11 protein-coding genes are annotated in these 16,250 nt (G+C 72.0%); 3 read left to right on the top strand and 8 right to left on the bottom strand.

Features of this window, described 5'->3' with window-relative positions; translation table 11 throughout:
* Positions 1-2: 2 nt before the first annotated feature.
* From ACFYXH_RS29635 to ACFYXH_RS29645, 3 genes are all read left to right on the top strand, one after another.
* Complete coding sequence (locus ACFYXH_RS29635; RefSeq protein ID WP_389569162.1) at positions 3-3,821, top strand: SAV_2336 N-terminal domain-related protein; 3,819 nt, start codon at positions 3-5, stop codon at positions 3,819-3,821.
* Positions 3,822-3,848: 27 nt separating this feature from the next.
* Entirely contained in the window at positions 3,849-4,340 is a 492-nt protein-coding gene (locus tag ACFYXH_RS29640; RefSeq protein ID WP_389569165.1) for an NUDIX domain-containing protein, read from the top strand.
* A gap of 79 nt (positions 4,341-4,419) precedes the next feature.
* Positions 4,420-5,157, top strand: a complete 738-nt coding sequence (locus tag ACFYXH_RS29645) for an NAD-dependent deacetylase (protein ID WP_389569167.1) — start codon at positions 4,420-4,422, stop codon at positions 5,155-5,157.
* 48 nt (positions 5,158-5,205) lie between these two features.
* Here ACFYXH_RS29645 and ACFYXH_RS29650 read toward each other — a convergent pair whose 3' ends face one another.
* The 8 genes from ACFYXH_RS29650 to ACFYXH_RS29685 all read right to left on the bottom strand — a co-directional run bounded on the left by ACFYXH_RS29650 (position 5,206) and on the right by ACFYXH_RS29685 (position 16,117).
* Positions 5,206-5,700 carry a methylated-DNA--[protein]-cysteine S-methyltransferase gene (locus tag ACFYXH_RS29650; protein WP_389569169.1) on the bottom strand — a complete coding sequence of 165 codons (495 nt, stop codon included), beginning with the start codon at positions 5,698-5,700 and terminating at the stop codon, positions 5,206-5,208.
* A 12-nt stretch (positions 5,701-5,712) separates the two neighbouring features.
* Positions 5,713-7,188: an AlkA N-terminal domain-containing protein gene (locus tag ACFYXH_RS29655; RefSeq protein WP_389569172.1), complete on the bottom strand. Its 1,476-nt coding sequence runs from the start codon at positions 7,186-7,188 to the stop codon at positions 5,713-5,715.
* 50 nt (positions 7,189-7,238) lie between these two features.
* Positions 7,239-7,772, bottom strand: coding sequence for an O-acetyl-ADP-ribose deacetylase (locus ACFYXH_RS29660; protein ID WP_389569174.1), 534 nt, complete (start codon positions 7,770-7,772; stop codon positions 7,239-7,241).
* A gap of 19 nt (positions 7,773-7,791) precedes the next feature.
* Positions 7,792-9,210 carry a phytoene desaturase family protein gene (locus ACFYXH_RS29665; RefSeq protein WP_389569176.1) on the bottom strand — a complete coding sequence of 473 codons (1,419 nt, stop codon included), beginning with the start codon at positions 9,208-9,210 and terminating at the stop codon, positions 7,792-7,794.
* A 797-nt stretch (positions 9,211-10,007) separates the two neighbouring features.
* Complete coding sequence (locus ACFYXH_RS29670; RefSeq protein ID WP_389569179.1) at positions 10,008-10,829, bottom strand: inositol monophosphatase family protein; 822 nt, start codon at positions 10,827-10,829, stop codon at positions 10,008-10,010.
* Positions 10,830-10,870: 41 nt separating this feature from the next.
* Complete coding sequence (locus tag ACFYXH_RS29675; protein ID WP_389569182.1) at positions 10,871-12,652, bottom strand: gamma-glutamyltransferase family protein; 1,782 nt, start codon at positions 12,650-12,652, stop codon at positions 10,871-10,873.
* Positions 12,653-12,989: 337 nt separating this feature from the next.
* Positions 12,990-15,377 (bottom strand): glycoside hydrolase family 65 protein, encoded by a 2,388-nt coding sequence (locus ACFYXH_RS29680; RefSeq protein ID WP_389569185.1) that lies wholly within the window; start codon positions 15,375-15,377, stop codon positions 12,990-12,992.
* Complete coding sequence (locus ACFYXH_RS29685; protein WP_389569187.1) at positions 15,374-16,117, bottom strand: HAD family hydrolase; 744 nt, start codon at positions 16,115-16,117, stop codon at positions 15,374-15,376. Before ACFYXH_RS29685 ends, ACFYXH_RS29680 begins: the two co-directional genes overlap by 4 nt.
* Positions 16,118-16,250: the final 133 nt, after the last annotated feature.

Consider the following 16,250-nt stretch of genomic DNA (forward strand, 5'->3'; position numbering starts at 1 on the left):
CGGTGTGGAGCGAGCTGCGGCGGATCCTGGCGGACGGCGGGGCGGAGCTGTCCCACGAAGAGCTGCTGGATGCGCTGTGGCTGGCCGGACGGCTGCCGGCGGGAGCGTCGTCGGCACTGGCCGAGGCGGGCGCCGTCGCCGATGACCTGCCGGAGCGGCAGGAAGCTTCTCCTGACTGTGATCCTGACGAGGACCCGCTCGCCGGCTACCGCCCGCCCTTGCTGGAGGAAGCGCGAAGCGCCATCCTCACAGCGCCGGACAGTCTGCCTCCTTGGGCGCGGCCCGGCGAGTTCCACGGCTCCGGTGTTCATGCCGCGCCGGCCGGACGGCGGCGCCCGCGGCGTGACCGGCCCGCCGTCCCCGTACGAGTCCCGGAGGAGAAGGCGCTGGGCTCCGTAGAGCTGCTCCTGGGCCGTGCATTGCGCCCGCTCAAGCAGCTGCGCCCCGACCGCCGCGAGTGGGAGCTGGACGAGCCCGCCACCGTGACGGCGATGGCCGAGACCGGGCTGCCCGACGCGGTCATGCGCCCGGGCCGCGCCCGCTGGCTGGATCTGGTGCTCCTCGTCGACGACGGGGTGTCGATGCTGCTGTGGCAGCGGCTCGCGACCGAGACGCGGCTGCTGATGGAGCGCAGCGGCGCCTTCCGCGACGTACGGGTGTACGGGCTGGACAGCCGGGGCCCCTCCGCTCCCCTGCTGGGCCGCCGTCCGTACGAGCAGGACACCGCCCCGCTGCCCGCGTCCGCAGTCACGGACCCGGCGGGCCACACACTGCTGCTGGCCATAAGCGACGGCGTGGGCGCGGCCTGGCGGGACGGCCGGATGCACGCCGCGCTGGAACGCGCGGCGCGGATCGGTCCCACAGCCGTGCTGCACGCGCTGCCCGAGCGGCTGTGGGAGGGCTCCGGCATCCGCGCCGAGGAGTGGGAGGTCACCACCCGCAGGCGTGGCGCGCCCAATCACACCTGGCAGGTCGCGGACCCTGTTCTGCCGCCCGAACTCGCTCCGTACGACGGGGTTCCGGTGCCGGTGCTGGCCCCGACCCCCGAATCCCTGGGCGCCTGGGCCCGGTTGGTCGGCTCGCCGGGCACATCGGCGGTGCTGCCACTGCTCGCGTCCCGTAGGCCTGCCCGCCCGTACGCGGCGACGCGCGCGCCCGGCGGGGACGGTCTGCTGCGATTCCGCAGGGCGGCCTCCCCGCAGGCGTACCGTCTTGCTGCCCATCTCGCGGCTGTCGCCCCGGTCTCGGTGCCGGCCATGCGGCTGGTCCAGGACGCGCTGGGCCCCGAGGTCGACACGGGGCATCTCGCGGAGGTGTTCCTGGGCGGGCTGATGCGGCGTACGGGTGGGGAGGATCTGCTGCCGCAGCACCGGGGTTTCGACTTCGCGGAGGACACCCGGCGCATCCTCCTGGACACGCTTCCGGCGGGCGATCTCGTACGCACCACCCGCGCGGTCACCGCACGCCTCGCCGAACTCGCCGACCGCCCGGCGGACTTCCCCGCCTGGCTGCCGCATCCCTCGGGGACGGACCTGCTGCCGGCGGACGGGCGCCCGTTCGGGTGGATGGACGAGCGGCTGCTGCGGCGGCTGGGGGTTCCGCGGATGGTGGAGGGGCCTCCCGCGGTCCCGCTGCCGTCGTTCGTCGACGCTCCCAACTCCAACTGGCAGTCGCTGGCCCCGGGAAACCCTCGGACGCTGGGTCCCTTCCGGCTGCTGGCCCGGAATCGGTACGGCTGGCCGCAGATGGGGCTGTATCTGGGGACCTCCGAGCAGCATTCGGGGATCGCGGTGATCCGTACCCCGGAGATGGCGCGGTCGTGGAGCGCCGCGCTGATCGCGACGGAGGCGGAGGCCCTGTCCCGGATGAACGGCGTGTACGCACCGCGGCTGCTCGACCATGACGCCACCGCTGTGCCCGCCTGGATCGCCGTCTCCTACGCACAGGACAAGCGCTCCTCCGGTCCGGCACCCAATCTGCACTCCCTGGTACGCCGCCAAGGCGCGCTCCAGGGAATGGAGTTCGTGTCGGTGGGGAGGCAGCTGGCGAACGGAATCGCACGAGCACACCGCAAGGGCATCATCCATGGTTCACTGATCCCCGCCTGCGTTCTCGTCGCAGGCCAGGAGGTGGAGATCACCGGGTGGATGACCGCCTCCCTCGACGGTGTGCACAACCCCCACCGGGTCATCCTGCGCCAGCAGCCGGAGTACCAGGCGCCCGAGCTGTGGGGCGACGACGAACCGCCCAGCGAGGCGTCCGACATGTACGCGGTGGGACGGATTCTGCTGGCGGCGGCGGCCGGTGACTGGGCCTACGATCCGGCCCGCGATCCGGCCCTGAGCGCGGCGGAGCCGGACGAGACGGGCAGTGTCCGCGCGCTGCTGCGCCGCTGCGTCGCGGCGGATCCCTCGGGCCGGCCCACCGCGAAGAGGCTCCTGGACGCCCTCGACGCCCGAGCCCACAGGGAGACCCTCCCTCAACTCCGCCCGGCTCAGCTCGGTGTGGGCGAGGACGACGGCCGACCATTGCTCCTGGACCTCAACGAACGGGCGTACGGCGGCGACGGCCCGCACGCGCTGCTGACCAGCTCCGACGTCCGGAAGAGGCATCGGACGCTCGCTACTCTCATCCGCGGCCTGGCGGAGGCGAACCCCGTGGATGCCCTCAGCTTTGTCTGCGCCTGGCACGGCGACTCGGAGCACCTCTCCGCCCTCGCAGCGCTGCCGCAGGTGAAGTGGGCCCAGGACCTGACCTCACGGTCGGACGCGGTGGGTGAACTGCGCGAGCTCCTGCGCGAGCAGCTGGACGAACGAAACTGGCTGCCCGCCCGTCCCCGGCTCGTGGTCGTCGTGGACGATTACGACCGGATCCGGCGCTCCGGCTCGGAGCTGAACATCGTCGGGGCGATCACGGCCGTCAGGTACATGGGCATTCACATCCTCGTCTCTGACCATTCCGGCAGCTCCGAGATCGGCCGGGGGTATCCGACCTGCCGCATCGACCTCGCCGGACCTCACGGCCAAGGTCTCTTCCACGACGGCGTGTCCCAGCCCATCCCATTCCGCACCGCCCCGCTGTCCGCCGACGAGCAGGCGGCCGAACTCGACGCCGAGCACGCCCGCGGGGTTCAGCAGCTGCGGCGGCGTGAGTGGGCGGAAGCGCATGCGGTGCTCAGCAGTGTCGCCTCCGCGCGGCTGGCGCTCCTGGGCCCCGGCCATCCGGCCACGCTCATGTCACAGTACGAAGCGGGCTTCGCGCTGCTCGGGCTCGACCGGTTCAGGGAGGCGCTGGCCCAGTTCCAGAGCGTCGAGCGGGGCAGGTCGGCGGCCTTCGGCCCGCACCACCCCGACACGCTGGACGTACGCCAGCAGGGTGCCTTCACCCTCGGTCTGCTGGGCCGGCACCGGGAAGCCCTGTCGCTCTACAACGAGGTGCTGGCGCGGCGTATGCAGGTACAAGGGGCCCGGCACCCCGACACCTTGCGCTGTCAGCACAAGGTGGCGTTCACCCTGAGCGCGCTCGGTCGGCACCGGGAGGCATACGACCTGGCCGGCAAGGTCCTCACCGCCCGGATCGGGGTGCTCGGCGCCGAGCACCCCGACGCTCTGGTGACCCGCCACGAGATGGCCCACTTCCTGCTCCGCATGGGCGAGCGGATCAGCGCCCTGGAGATGTACGACACCGTGGCCAGGTCCCGCGCGCGAGTCCTGGGAGCCGACGACCCCGACACCCAAGCCGCTCAGCGCGATGCCGACCGGGTCCGTACCCAGCTCGGCACACCACCCTCCGGCGAACGCCCTCCTCGTCCCAAGGGCTGAGCCCTGCATCCCATTACGCTTCCCCGAGTGACTACTCCTGACTACGCCACGTACATCGCCTCCCTGCCCCGCATCCTCGCCGGCGCCGCCGCGCTCATCCGTGACGGCCAGGGGCGGGTACTGATCGTCGAGCCCAACTACCGTGACGGCTGGGCACTGCCGGGCGGGACCATTGAGTCGGACCGGGGCGAGACCCCCCGGCAGGCGGCGCGGCGGGAGACGCTCGAAGAGATCGGGCTCGATGTGGAGCCGGGCGCGCTGCTTGCGGTCGACTGGGTGCCTGGCGAATCGCGGCCACCCATCGCAGCGTATGTGTACGACGGCGGGGTGCTGACCGAGGCGCAGTTCGCGGCGATCCGGCTGCAGGAGGAGGAGCTGATTTCCTGGCGGCTGGTGTCCCGTGACGAGATCGGCGAGCACCTGCTGGGGGCACTGGGGCACCGTGTGCTGGCCGCTCTCGACGCGCTGGAGAGGGGCAGCGGGACGGTGGAGCTGGAGAACGGGCAGCCGCCCGCCTGACCGCGCGGACCGTCGGGCCGGTCCAGGGGCGGGCCAAATCGGCTCGCCGCCGCGGGGGACCGCTGCGTAGGCTCGCCGCATGACTCTCGTCGCAATCCTCAGCGGCGCCGGCATCTCCACGGACTCCGGCATTCCCGACTACCGCGGGCCCAACGGCCTGTGGCGGCGCGATCCGGAAGCCGAGAAGCTCGTCACGTACGACTACTACATGGCCGATCCGGAGATCCGCCGCCGCTCCTGGCTGATGCGGCGCGACAGCACGACCTGGCGCGCCGAGCCGAACCCCGCGCACCGTGCCGTCGCCGAGCTGGACCGGCAGTCCGGGTTCGCCGTGCGGGTGATCACCCAGAACGTCGACGGACTGCACCAGCTGGCCGGTATGCCCGACCGCAAGGTGCTCGAACTGCACGGCACGGCACGGACGGTGGTCTGTACGCGCTGCCATGTCCGCTCGTCGATGGAGGACGCGCTGGTACGGGTCGAGGCGGGCGAGGAGGACCCGCCATGTCTGGCATGCGGTGGGATCCTGAAGTCCGCGACGGTGATGTTCGGGCAACGGCTCGACCCGACGGTGCTGGCCGAGGCGATGGCGATCGCGAAGGCCTGCGAGGTCTTCATCGCAGTCGGTACGAGCCTGCAGGTCCAGCCCGCCGCCTCGCTGGCGGGCATCGCGGCGGAGCACGGGGCGCGGCTCGTCATCGTCAATGCGGAGCCGACGCCGTACGACGAACTGGCGGACGAAATAGTGCGCGAGCCGATCGGCGAGGCGCTCCCGGCACTGCTGAAGCGGCTGATTCCGAGCCCCGCCGGCGATTGAGGCGTGGGGTCCTGGGCGGATCCCCGGTTCCTGGCACAGCGAGTCTCCTCAGAACAGCGCGTCGTCCGGCGTGCCGGACTCGAACGCCAGCAGACGCTGCTTACGGTCGAGCCCGCCGCCGTAGCCGACGAGTCTGCCCGTCGAGCCGATGACCCGGTGGCACGGCACGATGATCCCGATCGGGTTCCTGCCGTTGGCCAGTCCCACCGCGCGGGATGCGGCGGGATTGCCGAGCGACTCCGCCAGCTCGCCGTACGTACGTGTCTCGCCGTACGGGATCTGCCGCAACTGGTCCCAGACAGCTCGCTGGAAGGGCGTACCGTCCAGCCGCATCGGCAGGTCGAACTCCGTCAGCTCGCGGGCGAAGTACTCATCGAGCTGCCGGATCGTCCCGCCGAACGGGGCGGCGTCGGGTTCACCGAACGTCTCCTCGTCCGGGCGGTGGCGCTGCTGGACCATGTAGAGGCCACTCAGCACCCCGTCGGTGGCCACGAGGGTCAGCGGGCCGTAGGGGCTGTCGACGACCGTGTGCTGCCTGGTCATGGGTGAACTTCCTTACGCGGGGAGGCGGTTGATGGCGTGGTCCTCGGTGGCCCAGAGGTACTGGACGGCGTATGCCCGCCAGGGTCGCCAGGCCGCGGCGCGCCCGGTGAGCGCGGCCGGAGTCGAGGGCAGACCGAGTTCGGCTGCGGCGCGCCGCATCCCCAGGTCGCCGGGCAGGAAGGCGTCGGGGTCGCCGAGGGCGCGCATCGCGATCACCTCGACAGTCCAGGGGCCGAATCCGGGCAGCGCGGTCAGCTGGGCGCGCGCCTGCTCCCAGTCGCTGTCCAGGCCGAGCTGCAGCGAGCCGCCGGCGAGCGCGCCGACCAGGGTCGTCAGCGTGGTGCGGCGGCTGCGCGGCAGCGCCAGGGTTTCCGGGTCCAGTGCGGCCAGCGCCTCGGAGGACGGGAAGAGATGGGTGAGGCCGCCCTCGGGGTCGTCGATCGCCCGGCCGTGCGCGGTGACCAGCCGGCCGGCGTGGGTACGGGCGGCGGCCGTCGAGACCTGTTGGCCGAGCACCGCCCGTACCGCGAACTCCGCGGCGTCCACAGTCCTCGGCACCCGCCGGCCGGGGGCCTTGTCGACCAGCGGGGTGAGCAACTCGTCCGTACGCAGCTGGTCGTCGACGGCTACCGGGTCGGCATCGAGGTCGAGCATCCAGCGGCAGCGGCTGATCGCGATGGTGAGGTCGCGCGGATCGGTGAGGGAGAGCCGGCAGGCGATGTGGTCGGGCCGCGGGGTGAGGGCGACGATGCCGTGTCCGTACGGGAGGCTCAGGGTGCGGCGGTACGCGCCGTCGCGCCACTCCTCTACGCCGGGGACCCCGGTCGCGGCGAGATGCCCGAAGAGGTTGCTGGGGTTGAGCGGCACGCGGTACGGCAGGCGCAGTGCGATCACGCCGGGAGTCTGCGGCGGTGCGGACCTGCTGTGCGCGGCGCGGGTGCGCAGTTCGCTCGGGGCCAGCGCGAACACCTCGCGGACGGTGTCGTTGAAGGTGCGGATGGAGGAGAAACCGGCCGCGAAGGCGACCTCGGCCATGGGGAGGCCGGTGGTCTCGATGAGGAGGCGGGCGGTCTGGGCGCGCTGGGCGCGGGCCAGGGCGAGTGGGCCCGCGCCCAGCTCGGCGAGGAGCTGGCGCTCGATCTGGCGGGTGGAGTAGCCGAGGCGGGCGGCGAGGCCCGGCACGCCTTCGCGGTCGACGACCCCGTCACGGATGAGCCGCATGGCGCGGGCGACGGCATCGGCGCGGGCGTTCCACTCCGGCGAGCCGGGGCTGGTGTCCGGGCGGCAGCGCTTGCAGGCCCGGAATCCGGCCTGCTGGCAGGCGGCGGCGCTCGGGTAGAAGGTCATGTTCTCGACCTTCGGCGGCACCACCGGGCAGCTGGGACGGCAGTAGATCCGCGTGGTCAGTACGGCCGTGAAGAACCAGCCGTCGAATCGGGCGTCCTTCGACTGGACGGCGCGTACGCAGCGCTCGGTGTCGGTGTGCATGGCTCAAGCATCAGGGATGCCGAACGGCTGGAGCTAGCGAGAAAACGACATCAGCCTTGCGCTGCCAGGGCCGTCTCGAACTCTGTATACGCCTGCTCGTCGAAGAGCACGAACCGTACCTCGGTGACGGGTGCCGCGGCCGCCTCGCGCACCGTACGGATCGCGATGCGCGCCCCGTCGTCCATCGGCCAGCCGTAGATGCCGGTCGAGATGGCGGGGAAGGCGACGGTCTCGGCTCCCAACTCGGCTGCCACGCGCAACGATTCGCGGTAGCAGGAGGCGAGGAGGGCGGACCGGTCCTCCTGGCGGGACCAGACGGGGCCGACCGTATGGATCACATGGCCGGCATCGAGGTTGCCCGCGGTGGTGGCGACGGCCCGGCCGGTGGGCAGGCCCTTGCCGTAGTGCGAGGCGCGCAGGGCGCGGCACTCGGCCAGGATCTCCGGGCCGCCGCGCCGGTGGATCGCCCCGTCGACGCCACCGCCGCCGAGCAACGAGGAATTGGCGGCGTTGACGATGGCGTCGACCTGCTGCTGGGTGATGTCGCCGCGTACGAGGGTGATGGCCGGGTGGTGCTGTGTCATACGGCCATGATGCGCCGTCTCAGCGGGCGGCGCGGAGGCGGCGCCACACCGCCTTCGCCGCGAGGTGGCCGGACATGCCGTGCACCCCTGGGCCCGGCGGGGTCGCGGAGGAGCAGAGGAAAACGGCGGGGTGCGCGGTCGCGTACGGGACCCGGGCGAGCTTGGGGCGGATCACCGTCTGGAGTCCCGCGTAGGCACCGCAGGCGATGTCACCGCCGATGTAATTGGCGTTGCGCTGGGCGATCTGGGGCGGACCGGCGACGGCGCGGGCCAGCACGAGATCGCGGAAACCGGGCGCGAAGCGCTCCAGCTGCCGCTCGATGACCTCGGTGGCGTCGCCTTCCCAGCCGGCCGGCACATGGCCGTACGCCCACAGGACATGCTTGCCGGCCGGGGCCCTGGAAGGGTCGATCACGCTCGGCTGGGCGGTGATCAGGAAGGGGACCCTGGGGTCGCGCCCCCCGACGGCGGCGGCCAGGGCCGCCTCGATCTCACCGGCCGTGGGGCCGATATGGACGGTGCCTGCAGCGCGGGCCTCCTTCGCGGTCCAGGGCATCGGTCCCGACAGCGCGTAGTCGATCTTGAAAGCGGCGGCGCCGTACCGGTAGTGCTTGTATGCCTGGCCGAGACCGGCGATCCGGGCGAGCGCGGTCGGCGAGGTGTCGAAGATGTACGCGCGGGCCGGAGGCAGCTCGTCCAGCCGCTTCACCTCCGTGCCGGTGTGGATCACGCCGCCCTGTTCTCGCAGATACGAGGCGAGCGCGTCGGAGATCGCCTGCGAACCGCCACGCGGCACCGGCCAGCCCACCTCATGGGCGGCCAGCGCGAACATCAGGGCGATGCCGCCGGTGGCAAGCCCGCTGATGGGGGCGATGGCGTGGGCGGCGAGCCCGGCGAACAGGCCGCGCGCCCGCTCGCCCTCGAAGCGGCGCGAGAGCCAGCTGGCCGGCTGCAGCGCGGTCAGCCCGAAGCGGGCGAAGCGGTACGGGTCTCGGGGCAGCCCGTCCCAGGGCGCGCGCAGCAAATCGGCGGCGAGGGTGTCCCAGTGGCCGATGTAGGGGGCGACGAGGCGTCGGTACGCTCCCGCGTCACCGGCACCGAAGGACATGGCGGTCTCGCCGACCGAGCGGCTCAGCACGGCGGCCGTGCCGTCGGGGAAGGGGTGAGCGAGCGGTAGTTCGGGATGCAACCACTCGAGGCCGTGCCGCGCCAGGGGCATGGCGGAGAAGGCGGGCGAGCCGACGCCGAGCGGGTGGACGGCGGAGCACGGGTCATGGCGGAAGCCGGGGAGGGTGAGCTCTTCGGTCCTCGCTCCCCCACCGACCGTGTCCATGGCCTCGTACACCGCCACCGAGAAGCCACGGCGGGCCAGTTCGACAGCGGCGGTCAGTCCGTTGGGTCCCGCCCCCACGACGACGGCATCGAGCATCGACGGCACCTTCGGACTCCTTTGTCAGCCGATGGCCAAGGTCCCCAGGATATTCCCGGGCACCGACAGCGGGCGCGGCGGTGGGCTCCGCCGTGATGAATTGCACGATCGAATCGATGGCGCAGCAGCTCACCGCGGGTCTTGTTGCCCGGGCCCGGGGTCGTCCGGTCTTGTCGGGTGCGGGTTGCCTCCGGCGAGGCGCGGGTGCTTGTTGCCCGGGCTGCGGGGTGCGGGTTCTTGTCGGATGCGGGCTCCGGTGCCCCTCCGGGCTCGACTCCTCGGGGTCGGCGGCGTACAGGGTCTTGGTGCGTGACCCCGGATTTGCCGCCAATCCCCCCACGGTTCGCCGGAGGAAACCACCCACGAAGAGCAACCACCAACGCCCCCGGCCCACGCTCACCACATGACCGGGCGACTGGCGGGGCCGACACTGCACGGCCCCTCCCCACCCGAACGAGACAAGACCGCTCACCGCGGGGGTACAGCGGTTCGCCGGAGGAAACCACCCACAGACAGCAACCAGCAACGCCCCCGGCCCACCCCGACCACATGACCGGGTGACTCCACCAACGTCCCCGGCCCACCCCGACCACATGACCGGTCGACTGCCACCAACGTCCCCGGCCCACGCTCACCACATGACCGGGTGACTCCGCTCCCGGGGGTGTGGGGGCGTCAGCCCCCACACGACCCTTCCCCCGGCAGGGGTTCTGGGGGCAAAGCCCCCAGTTTCGGGAAGGGGCAGGGAGGGGAATCGCCGCCGGTCACCCCACACCTCTCGGCCGGGGTGGGGGAAAGCACCCCCGTCACCCCAGCAGCAGGCTCCGGACCCGGCGTGCCGTCTCCGCGTCGCGCGCCGCCGTGAACGGGAGCGCATTGCCTCCCCCGATACGGAACCGCTCACCCGCCACCGTCATATGCGCCCCGCCCGCCTCCGTCACCAGAAGGAGCCCCGCCGCGTGGTCCCATGCGTTCTCCCAGGAGAAGGCCACCGCGTCCAGCTCGCCCCGGGCCACGGCCAGATACTCCAGGCCCGCCGAACCGCAGGGACGACCACGCACTCCGGGCACGTCCAGGCCCAGGAGGGCGCGCTTCTGGTCCGGGGTCGTGTAGTCCGGGTGGGACATGGCCACCTCGAGCACCGCCTCGGGCGCGGGCGAACCCGACCGTATCGGCGCGTCGTTGAGCCGGGCGCCACCGCCACGTACCGCGATCGCCATCTCCTCCAGCACCGGCGCGTACGTCCAGGAGGCGAGCACCTCGCCGTGCTGGGCGAGGGCGACCAGCGTGCAGAAGCCCGCCTCGCCGCGGACGAACTGCCGGGTGCCGTCGACCGGGTCGACGATCCACACGGGCGCGTCGCCGTGCAGCGCCTCGTACACGGACGGATCCGCGTGCACCGCTTCCTCGCCGACCACCACGGAGCCGGGGAGCAGCGCCGTCAGGGATTTCGTGAGGTGCTCCTCGGCGAGCCGGTCGGCGATCGTCACCAGGTCGTGCGGGCCGCTCTTCTCGACGATCTCGTGCGCGGCAAGCTGCCGGAAGCGCGGCGTGATCTCGGTGGCGGCCGCCTTGCGGACCGCCTCCTCGACGTCGGAAAGATCACCGTTCAGGAAGTCATCGATCATGTTGCCAGCTAAGCACGGCCCGCTGACATCGGGCTGTCCGCTCAGCGCCCCACCGCGTAACCCTGCATTCCCCTCGGGTTCGCCGCGGCCGACAGCACGCCCGTCCGCGGGTCCCGGGCGACCGCGCACAGCCGGCCCTCCGACCAGCCGTCACCGACCGTCACATCGTGACCACGGAGACGCAGCTCGGTGATCACATCCGGGTCCGTACGGGATTCGACAGTCAGGCTGCCCGGCCGCATACCGCGCGGGTAGAAGGAGCTGGGGAAGCTGTCGTTGTGCCAGCCCGGCGCGTCGATCGCGCCCTGGAGGTCGAGCCCGCCGCGTACCGCCGGGCGCAGCGCCACGGCCAGGAAGAAGTGCAGCTGCCACTGGTCCTGCTGGTCACCGCCGGGCGTTCCGAAGGCCATCACGGGCACGCCGTCGCGCAGCGCGAGCGAGGGCGTGAGGGTGGTGCGGGGCCGGCGGCCCGGCGTGAGGGTGTTGGGCAGGCCGGGGTCGAGCCAGGCCATCTGGAGGCGCGTGCCGAGCGGGAAGCCCAGCTCGGGGACGACGGGGTTGGACTGCAGCCAGCCGCCGCTCGGTGTGGCGGCGATCATGTTGCCCCAGCGGTCGACGATGTCGAGGTGGCAGGTGTCGCCGCGGGTCGCGCCATCCTTGGCGACGGTGGGCTCGCCCACCCCCATGGGGCTGAATTCGGGCTCGTCGTCGGCCACGTCCCCGGCGTGCGTGCTCAGTACGGGCGTGCGGCCGCCGGGGCTGCCGGGGCGCAGTTCGTACGAGGCCCTGTCGCCGATGAGCGCGCGGCGGGCTTCGTTGTACGGCTTCGACAGCAGCGTGTCGAGGGGCACTTCGGCCGCGTCCCCGTACCAGGCCTCCCGATCCGCCATCGCCAACTTGCAGCCCTCGACCAGCAGATGGATGTAGGCGGCCGAGCCGTACTCCGGCAGCTCGTCGGGGAGCAGCGCCAACTGCTGGAGGAAAGCGGAACCTTGGCTCCAGCCGCCCGCCTTGCACAGGGTCCAGCCGTTCCAGTCGTACGTCGCCGGGGCTTCGTAGGATGCGGACCAGTCCGCCAGGTCGGCCGCCGTCAGCGTGCCTGTGTGGCGTTCGCCGCTGGTGTCCAGTGTGGGGCGGGCGGCCTGGCGCACGAGCGCCTCGGCGATGAAGCCCTCGCTCCATACTTTCCGCGCGGCCTCGATCTCGGCGACGCGCCCGCCGCCGGACGTCTCGGCGATCAGCCGCCGCCAGGTCGCGGCGAGCGCCGGATTGCGCAGCAGCCCACCAGGGGCAGGGGTGTTGCCGCCCGGCAGATACACCTCGGCGGACGACGTCCACTCCGTCTCGAACAGCTCGCGGACGCTCTCCACGGTCTCGCCGATCCGCTCGACGGGCGCGTGTCCGTCCTCCGCATATCCGATCGCGTAACGCAGCACGTCGGAGAGGGACTTGGTGCCGTGGTCGCGCAGCAGCACCATCCACGCGTCGAACGCCCCGGGCACGGCGGCGGCCAGCGGTCCCGTGCCGGGCACGAGGTCGAGGCCCAGGGAGCGGTAGTGGTCGACGCTCGCTCCGGCGGGTGCGGGCCCCTGCCCGCACAGCACCCGCACCTCGCCGCCCGCCGGCGCGAGGATGATCGGCACCTCGCCGGCGGGACCGCACAGATGCGGCTCGACGACATGCAGGACGAATCCCGCGGCGACGGCGGCGTCGTAGGCGTTGCCGCCGTCCTCGAGGACAGCCATCGCGCACTGCGAGGCGAGCCAGTGGGTGGAGGACACCATGCCGAAGGTGCCCTGGAGGGTCGGCCGGGTGGTGAACATGCCATGTGCCACCTTGCTGTTGGGGCGAATCCATCGGTCCGGTCAGCCCCAGATCCTCCTCCTGCTCGACGGCAGCGTGGGCGCTGCTCGGCCCCCCGGCACCTTGCTCTTCCTGCCGGACCGGTTCGTGCTCCGCATCCCCCACGGCTCGATCGGGCCACCGACCGCGGCATCGCCACGCCCGGCCGACGACCAATACTCCGCCTGGCCCCCCGTCATCCCCCGAAGGTTTTCCGGAGCCGACCACCAAGCATTACAAGCCCACTGGGGATCGTGCCAGGCTGCCGCGTGGTCGTGTCACATCCCGCCTCTCTGGAGCGGACGGCGGGCTGACAGGTCAGCCGACCGCCTCCCCGCCGATCATCGCCGCGCGGTCGGCAGGGCGATGGCCCCTGGGCTGCTGCGGTTCCGGTTGTACGGGCACCGGTGGCAGGGGACGCTCCACGGGCCGGGACACTCTGACGGTGAGCGGCTCGCCGTGGTGCATGATCTTCAGCGGGTCCCCCTCCACCAGGGTGTAGACGGCTGCGGAGCTGCGGATGTCCACATGCAGCCTGCGCCCCCGCACCAGCACGGTGAACCGAAGGCCGGAGAGACGCTCGGGCAGCCGCGGGGCGAACCCCAGATCGCCCGCACCGCTCTCCCCGTCGTACTGGCGCATTCCTCCGAGCCCGAGCACCAACGCCATCCAGGTGCCCGCAAGGGAGGCGATGTGAAGACCGTCGCGAGTGTTGTGCTCCAGGTTCTCCAGGTCCATCAGGGCCGCCTCGCCCAGATAGGCATAGGCCAGCCGGAGGTGTCCCGTCTCGGCGGCCATGACGGCCTGGCAGCACGCCGACAGCGAGGAGTCCCGTACGGTCAGCTGCTCGTAGTAGGCGAAGTTGCGGGCCTTCTCCTCGGCGGTGAAGGCGTCGCCGCAGGTCAACATGGCGAGGACCAGGTCCGCCTGTTTCACGACCTGCTTGCGGTAGAGGTCGAAGTACGGGAAATGCAGCATCAGCGGGTACTGCTCCGGGGAGGTGTTGTCGAAGTCCCACCGCTGGAAGCCCGTGAACCCGGCCGACTGCTCGTGCACACCGAGCATCTCGTTGTACGGCACGGCGATCCGGGCGGCGGCGTCCCGCCATGCGGCGGTCTCCTCGTCGTCGACCCCCAGTTCCTCCGCGCGTTCGACGTGGCGCACCGCCGCCTCCGCGGCAGCCACCAGATTCCGGCGCGCCATCAGGTTGGTGTAGAGGTTGTCGCGGGCGATGGCGCTGTACTCGTCGGGGCCCGTGACGCCGTCGATATGGAAGACGCCCTCCGCGTCGTGGTGGCCGAGCGAGTGCCAGAGCCGCGCGGTGTGCACCAGCAGTTCCAGTCCCGGCCCCCGCTCGAACGCCTCGTCGCCGGTGGCGGTCACATACCGCAGCACGGCGTCGGCGATGTCGGCGTTGACATGAAACGCGGCCGTGCCCGCCGGCCAGTACGCCGAGCATTCCGCGCCGGTGATGGTCCGCCACGGGAACGCCGCTCCGGCCAGCCCGAGCTGATGGGCGCGGTCCCGGGCCGCGGGCAGGGTCGTGTGCCGCCAGCGCAGGACCGGGGCGACGGACTGGGGGGCCGTGTAGGTGAGCACCGGGAGGACGAAGGACTCCACGTCCCAGAACGAGTGCCCGTCGTAGCCCGTCCCCGTCAGCCCCTTGGCGGGGATCGCCCGTTCCTCGCCGCGGGCCGCGGCCTGCAGCACATGGAACAGCCCGAAGCGCACGGCCTGCTGGATCTCCGCGTCCCCGTCCACCTCTACGTCCGCGCCGGACCAGAAGTTGTCCAGATAGGCCCGCTGCTCGGCGAGCAGCCCGTCCCAGCCGGTGCTGCGGGCGGCGGCGACCGCGCCGTCGACCTGGTCGCGGACGGCGGGCAGCGACCTCTCCGCGGACCACCCGTACGCCACGAACTTCACCAGCCGCAGCCGCTCGCCGGGCGCCAGGGCGGCGGTGACCGTGAGCCTGCTGACGTCGGGCTCGCTCTCGGCCGACCAGGCCGTCCCCTCGGGGCCCTCGACGATGTGGTCGGCCGCGGCCGCCACCCGCTGGGCGCTCCTCGTGGTGCAGTGCACCAGGCGCAGCCGCGTGTCCTGGGCGAAGTCCTCCTCCGCCTCGAGCGGGGACTCGACCGCGGCCGCGACCCGCGGGTCGCCGGTGTCGTGCGGCATCTGCTCGTTGGCGACCAGCTCGGACTGGACGGCCACGGTGGCCCCGGCGTCCAGCGGCTCCACCTCGTACGCGATCGCCGCGATGGCGCGCTGGGTGAACGACACCAGCCGGTACGAGGTGATGCGGACGGCGCGGCCGCCCGGGGAGGTCCACTCCGCGGTGCGGCGGAGGACTCCTGTACGGAAGTCCAGCACCCGCTCGTGTGCCGTGAGTTCGCCGTACCGCAGGTCGTAGGGGTGGTCGTCCACCAGCAGCCGGATGATCTTCCCGTCGGTGATGTTGATCATCGTCTGACCGGACTCCGGATAGCCGTAGCCGCCCTCGGCGTACGGCAGCGGGTGCAGTTCGTGGACACCGTTGAGATAGGCGCCGGGAAGCCCGTGCGGTTCGCCCTCGTCGAGATTGCCGCGCCATCCGATGTGGCCGTTGGCGAGCGCGAACACGGACTCGCTCTGGGCGAGGACGTCGAGGTTCAGCTCGGTCTCGCGCAGGCACCACGGTTCGACCAGATAGCTGGGATGGGTGATCATCGTGACTCCAGCAGTTCGGCGAGATCCTTCACCACGATGTCCGCGCCGTGCCGCCGGAGCTCCGCGGCCTGCCCAGTCCTGTCGATGCCCACGACAAGGCCGAACCTCCCTGCCCGGCCGGCTTCCACGCCCGCCAGGGCGTCCTCGAAGACCGCCGCGGCCCCCGGTTCGACGCCCAGGGCACGGGCGGCGGCCAGATAGGTGTCCGGTTGCGGCTTGCCCCGCAAACGCTGCTCCCTGGCGACGATCCCGTCGATGCGCTCCTCGAAGAGGTCCTCGATGCCCGCCGCGGCCAGCACATCGCGGCAGTTGGCGCTCGAGGAGACCACGGCACGCCGCAGACCCGCGTCCCTGGCGGCGCTCACATACGCCACCGAACCCTCGTAGGCCTCCACACCCTGCTCACGGATCTTACGGAGCACCAGCGCGTTCTTACGGGTGCCCAGGCCGTTCACCGTCTCCGTGTCCGGCCCGTCGTCGGGCGCACCCTCGGGCAGCCGGATCCGCCGCGAGGCGAGGAAGGTGCGCACCCCGTCCTCGCGCGGCCGGCCGTCCACGTACTCGTCGTAGTCGTGCACGGCGTCGAACGGCTCGAAGGGAACGCCTTCACGTTCGGCGCGCCTGCGGAGGTAGTCGTCGAACATCTCCTTCCATGCCGCCGCGTGCACCTTTGCGGTGCGCGTGAGGACGCCGTCGAGGTCGAACAGGCAAGTGCGTACGTGATCCGGAAGCCCGAGCATGCCGTCGAGGCTAGAAGGGTGAGGCGGTCGCCGGGGGCGGCAGATGCCGCCCGCCGCGCCATGCGTAGCCCGTGGGGATGATGTACCGGTGTCATACGGAGCAGCCGCGGGCGCGGCCGGGCACCGGGCCCGG

It is taken from the genome of Streptomyces sp. NPDC002730 (assembly GCF_042888805.1).
Taxonomy (GTDB): domain Bacteria; phylum Actinomycetota; class Actinomycetes; order Streptomycetales; family Streptomycetaceae; genus Streptomyces.

What these genes read in the sequence shown, in the direction of transcription:
- ACFYXH_RS29645 (WP_389569167.1), top strand. Translation starts at nt 4,420, where the DNA reads ATGACTCTCGTCGCAATCCTCAGCGGCGCCGGCATCTCCACGGACTCC.
- ACFYXH_RS29650 (WP_389569169.1), bottom strand. Translation starts at nt 5,700, where the DNA reads ATGACCAGGCAGCACACGGTCGTCGACAGCCCCTACGGCCCGCTGACC.
- ACFYXH_RS29655 (WP_389569172.1), bottom strand. Translation starts at nt 7,188, where the DNA reads ATGCACACCGACACCGAGCGCTGCGTACGCGCCGTCCAGTCGAAGGAC.
- ACFYXH_RS29660 (WP_389569174.1), bottom strand. Translation starts at nt 7,772, where the DNA reads ATGACACAGCACCACCCGGCCATCACCCTCGTACGCGGCGACATCACC.
- ACFYXH_RS29670 (WP_389569179.1), bottom strand. Translation starts at nt 10,829, where the DNA reads ATGATCGATGACTTCCTGAACGGTGATCTTTCCGACGTCGAGGAGGCG.
- ACFYXH_RS29675 (WP_389569182.1), bottom strand. Translation starts at nt 12,652, where the DNA reads ATGTTCACCACCCGGCCGACCCTCCAGGGCACCTTCGGCATGGTGTCC.
- ACFYXH_RS29680 (WP_389569185.1), bottom strand. Translation starts at nt 15,377, where the DNA reads ATGATCACCCATCCCAGCTATCTGGTCGAACCGTGGTGCCTGCGCGAG.
- ACFYXH_RS29685 (WP_389569187.1), bottom strand. Translation starts at nt 16,117, where the DNA reads ATGCTCGGGCTTCCGGATCACGTACGCACTTGCCTGTTCGACCTCGAC.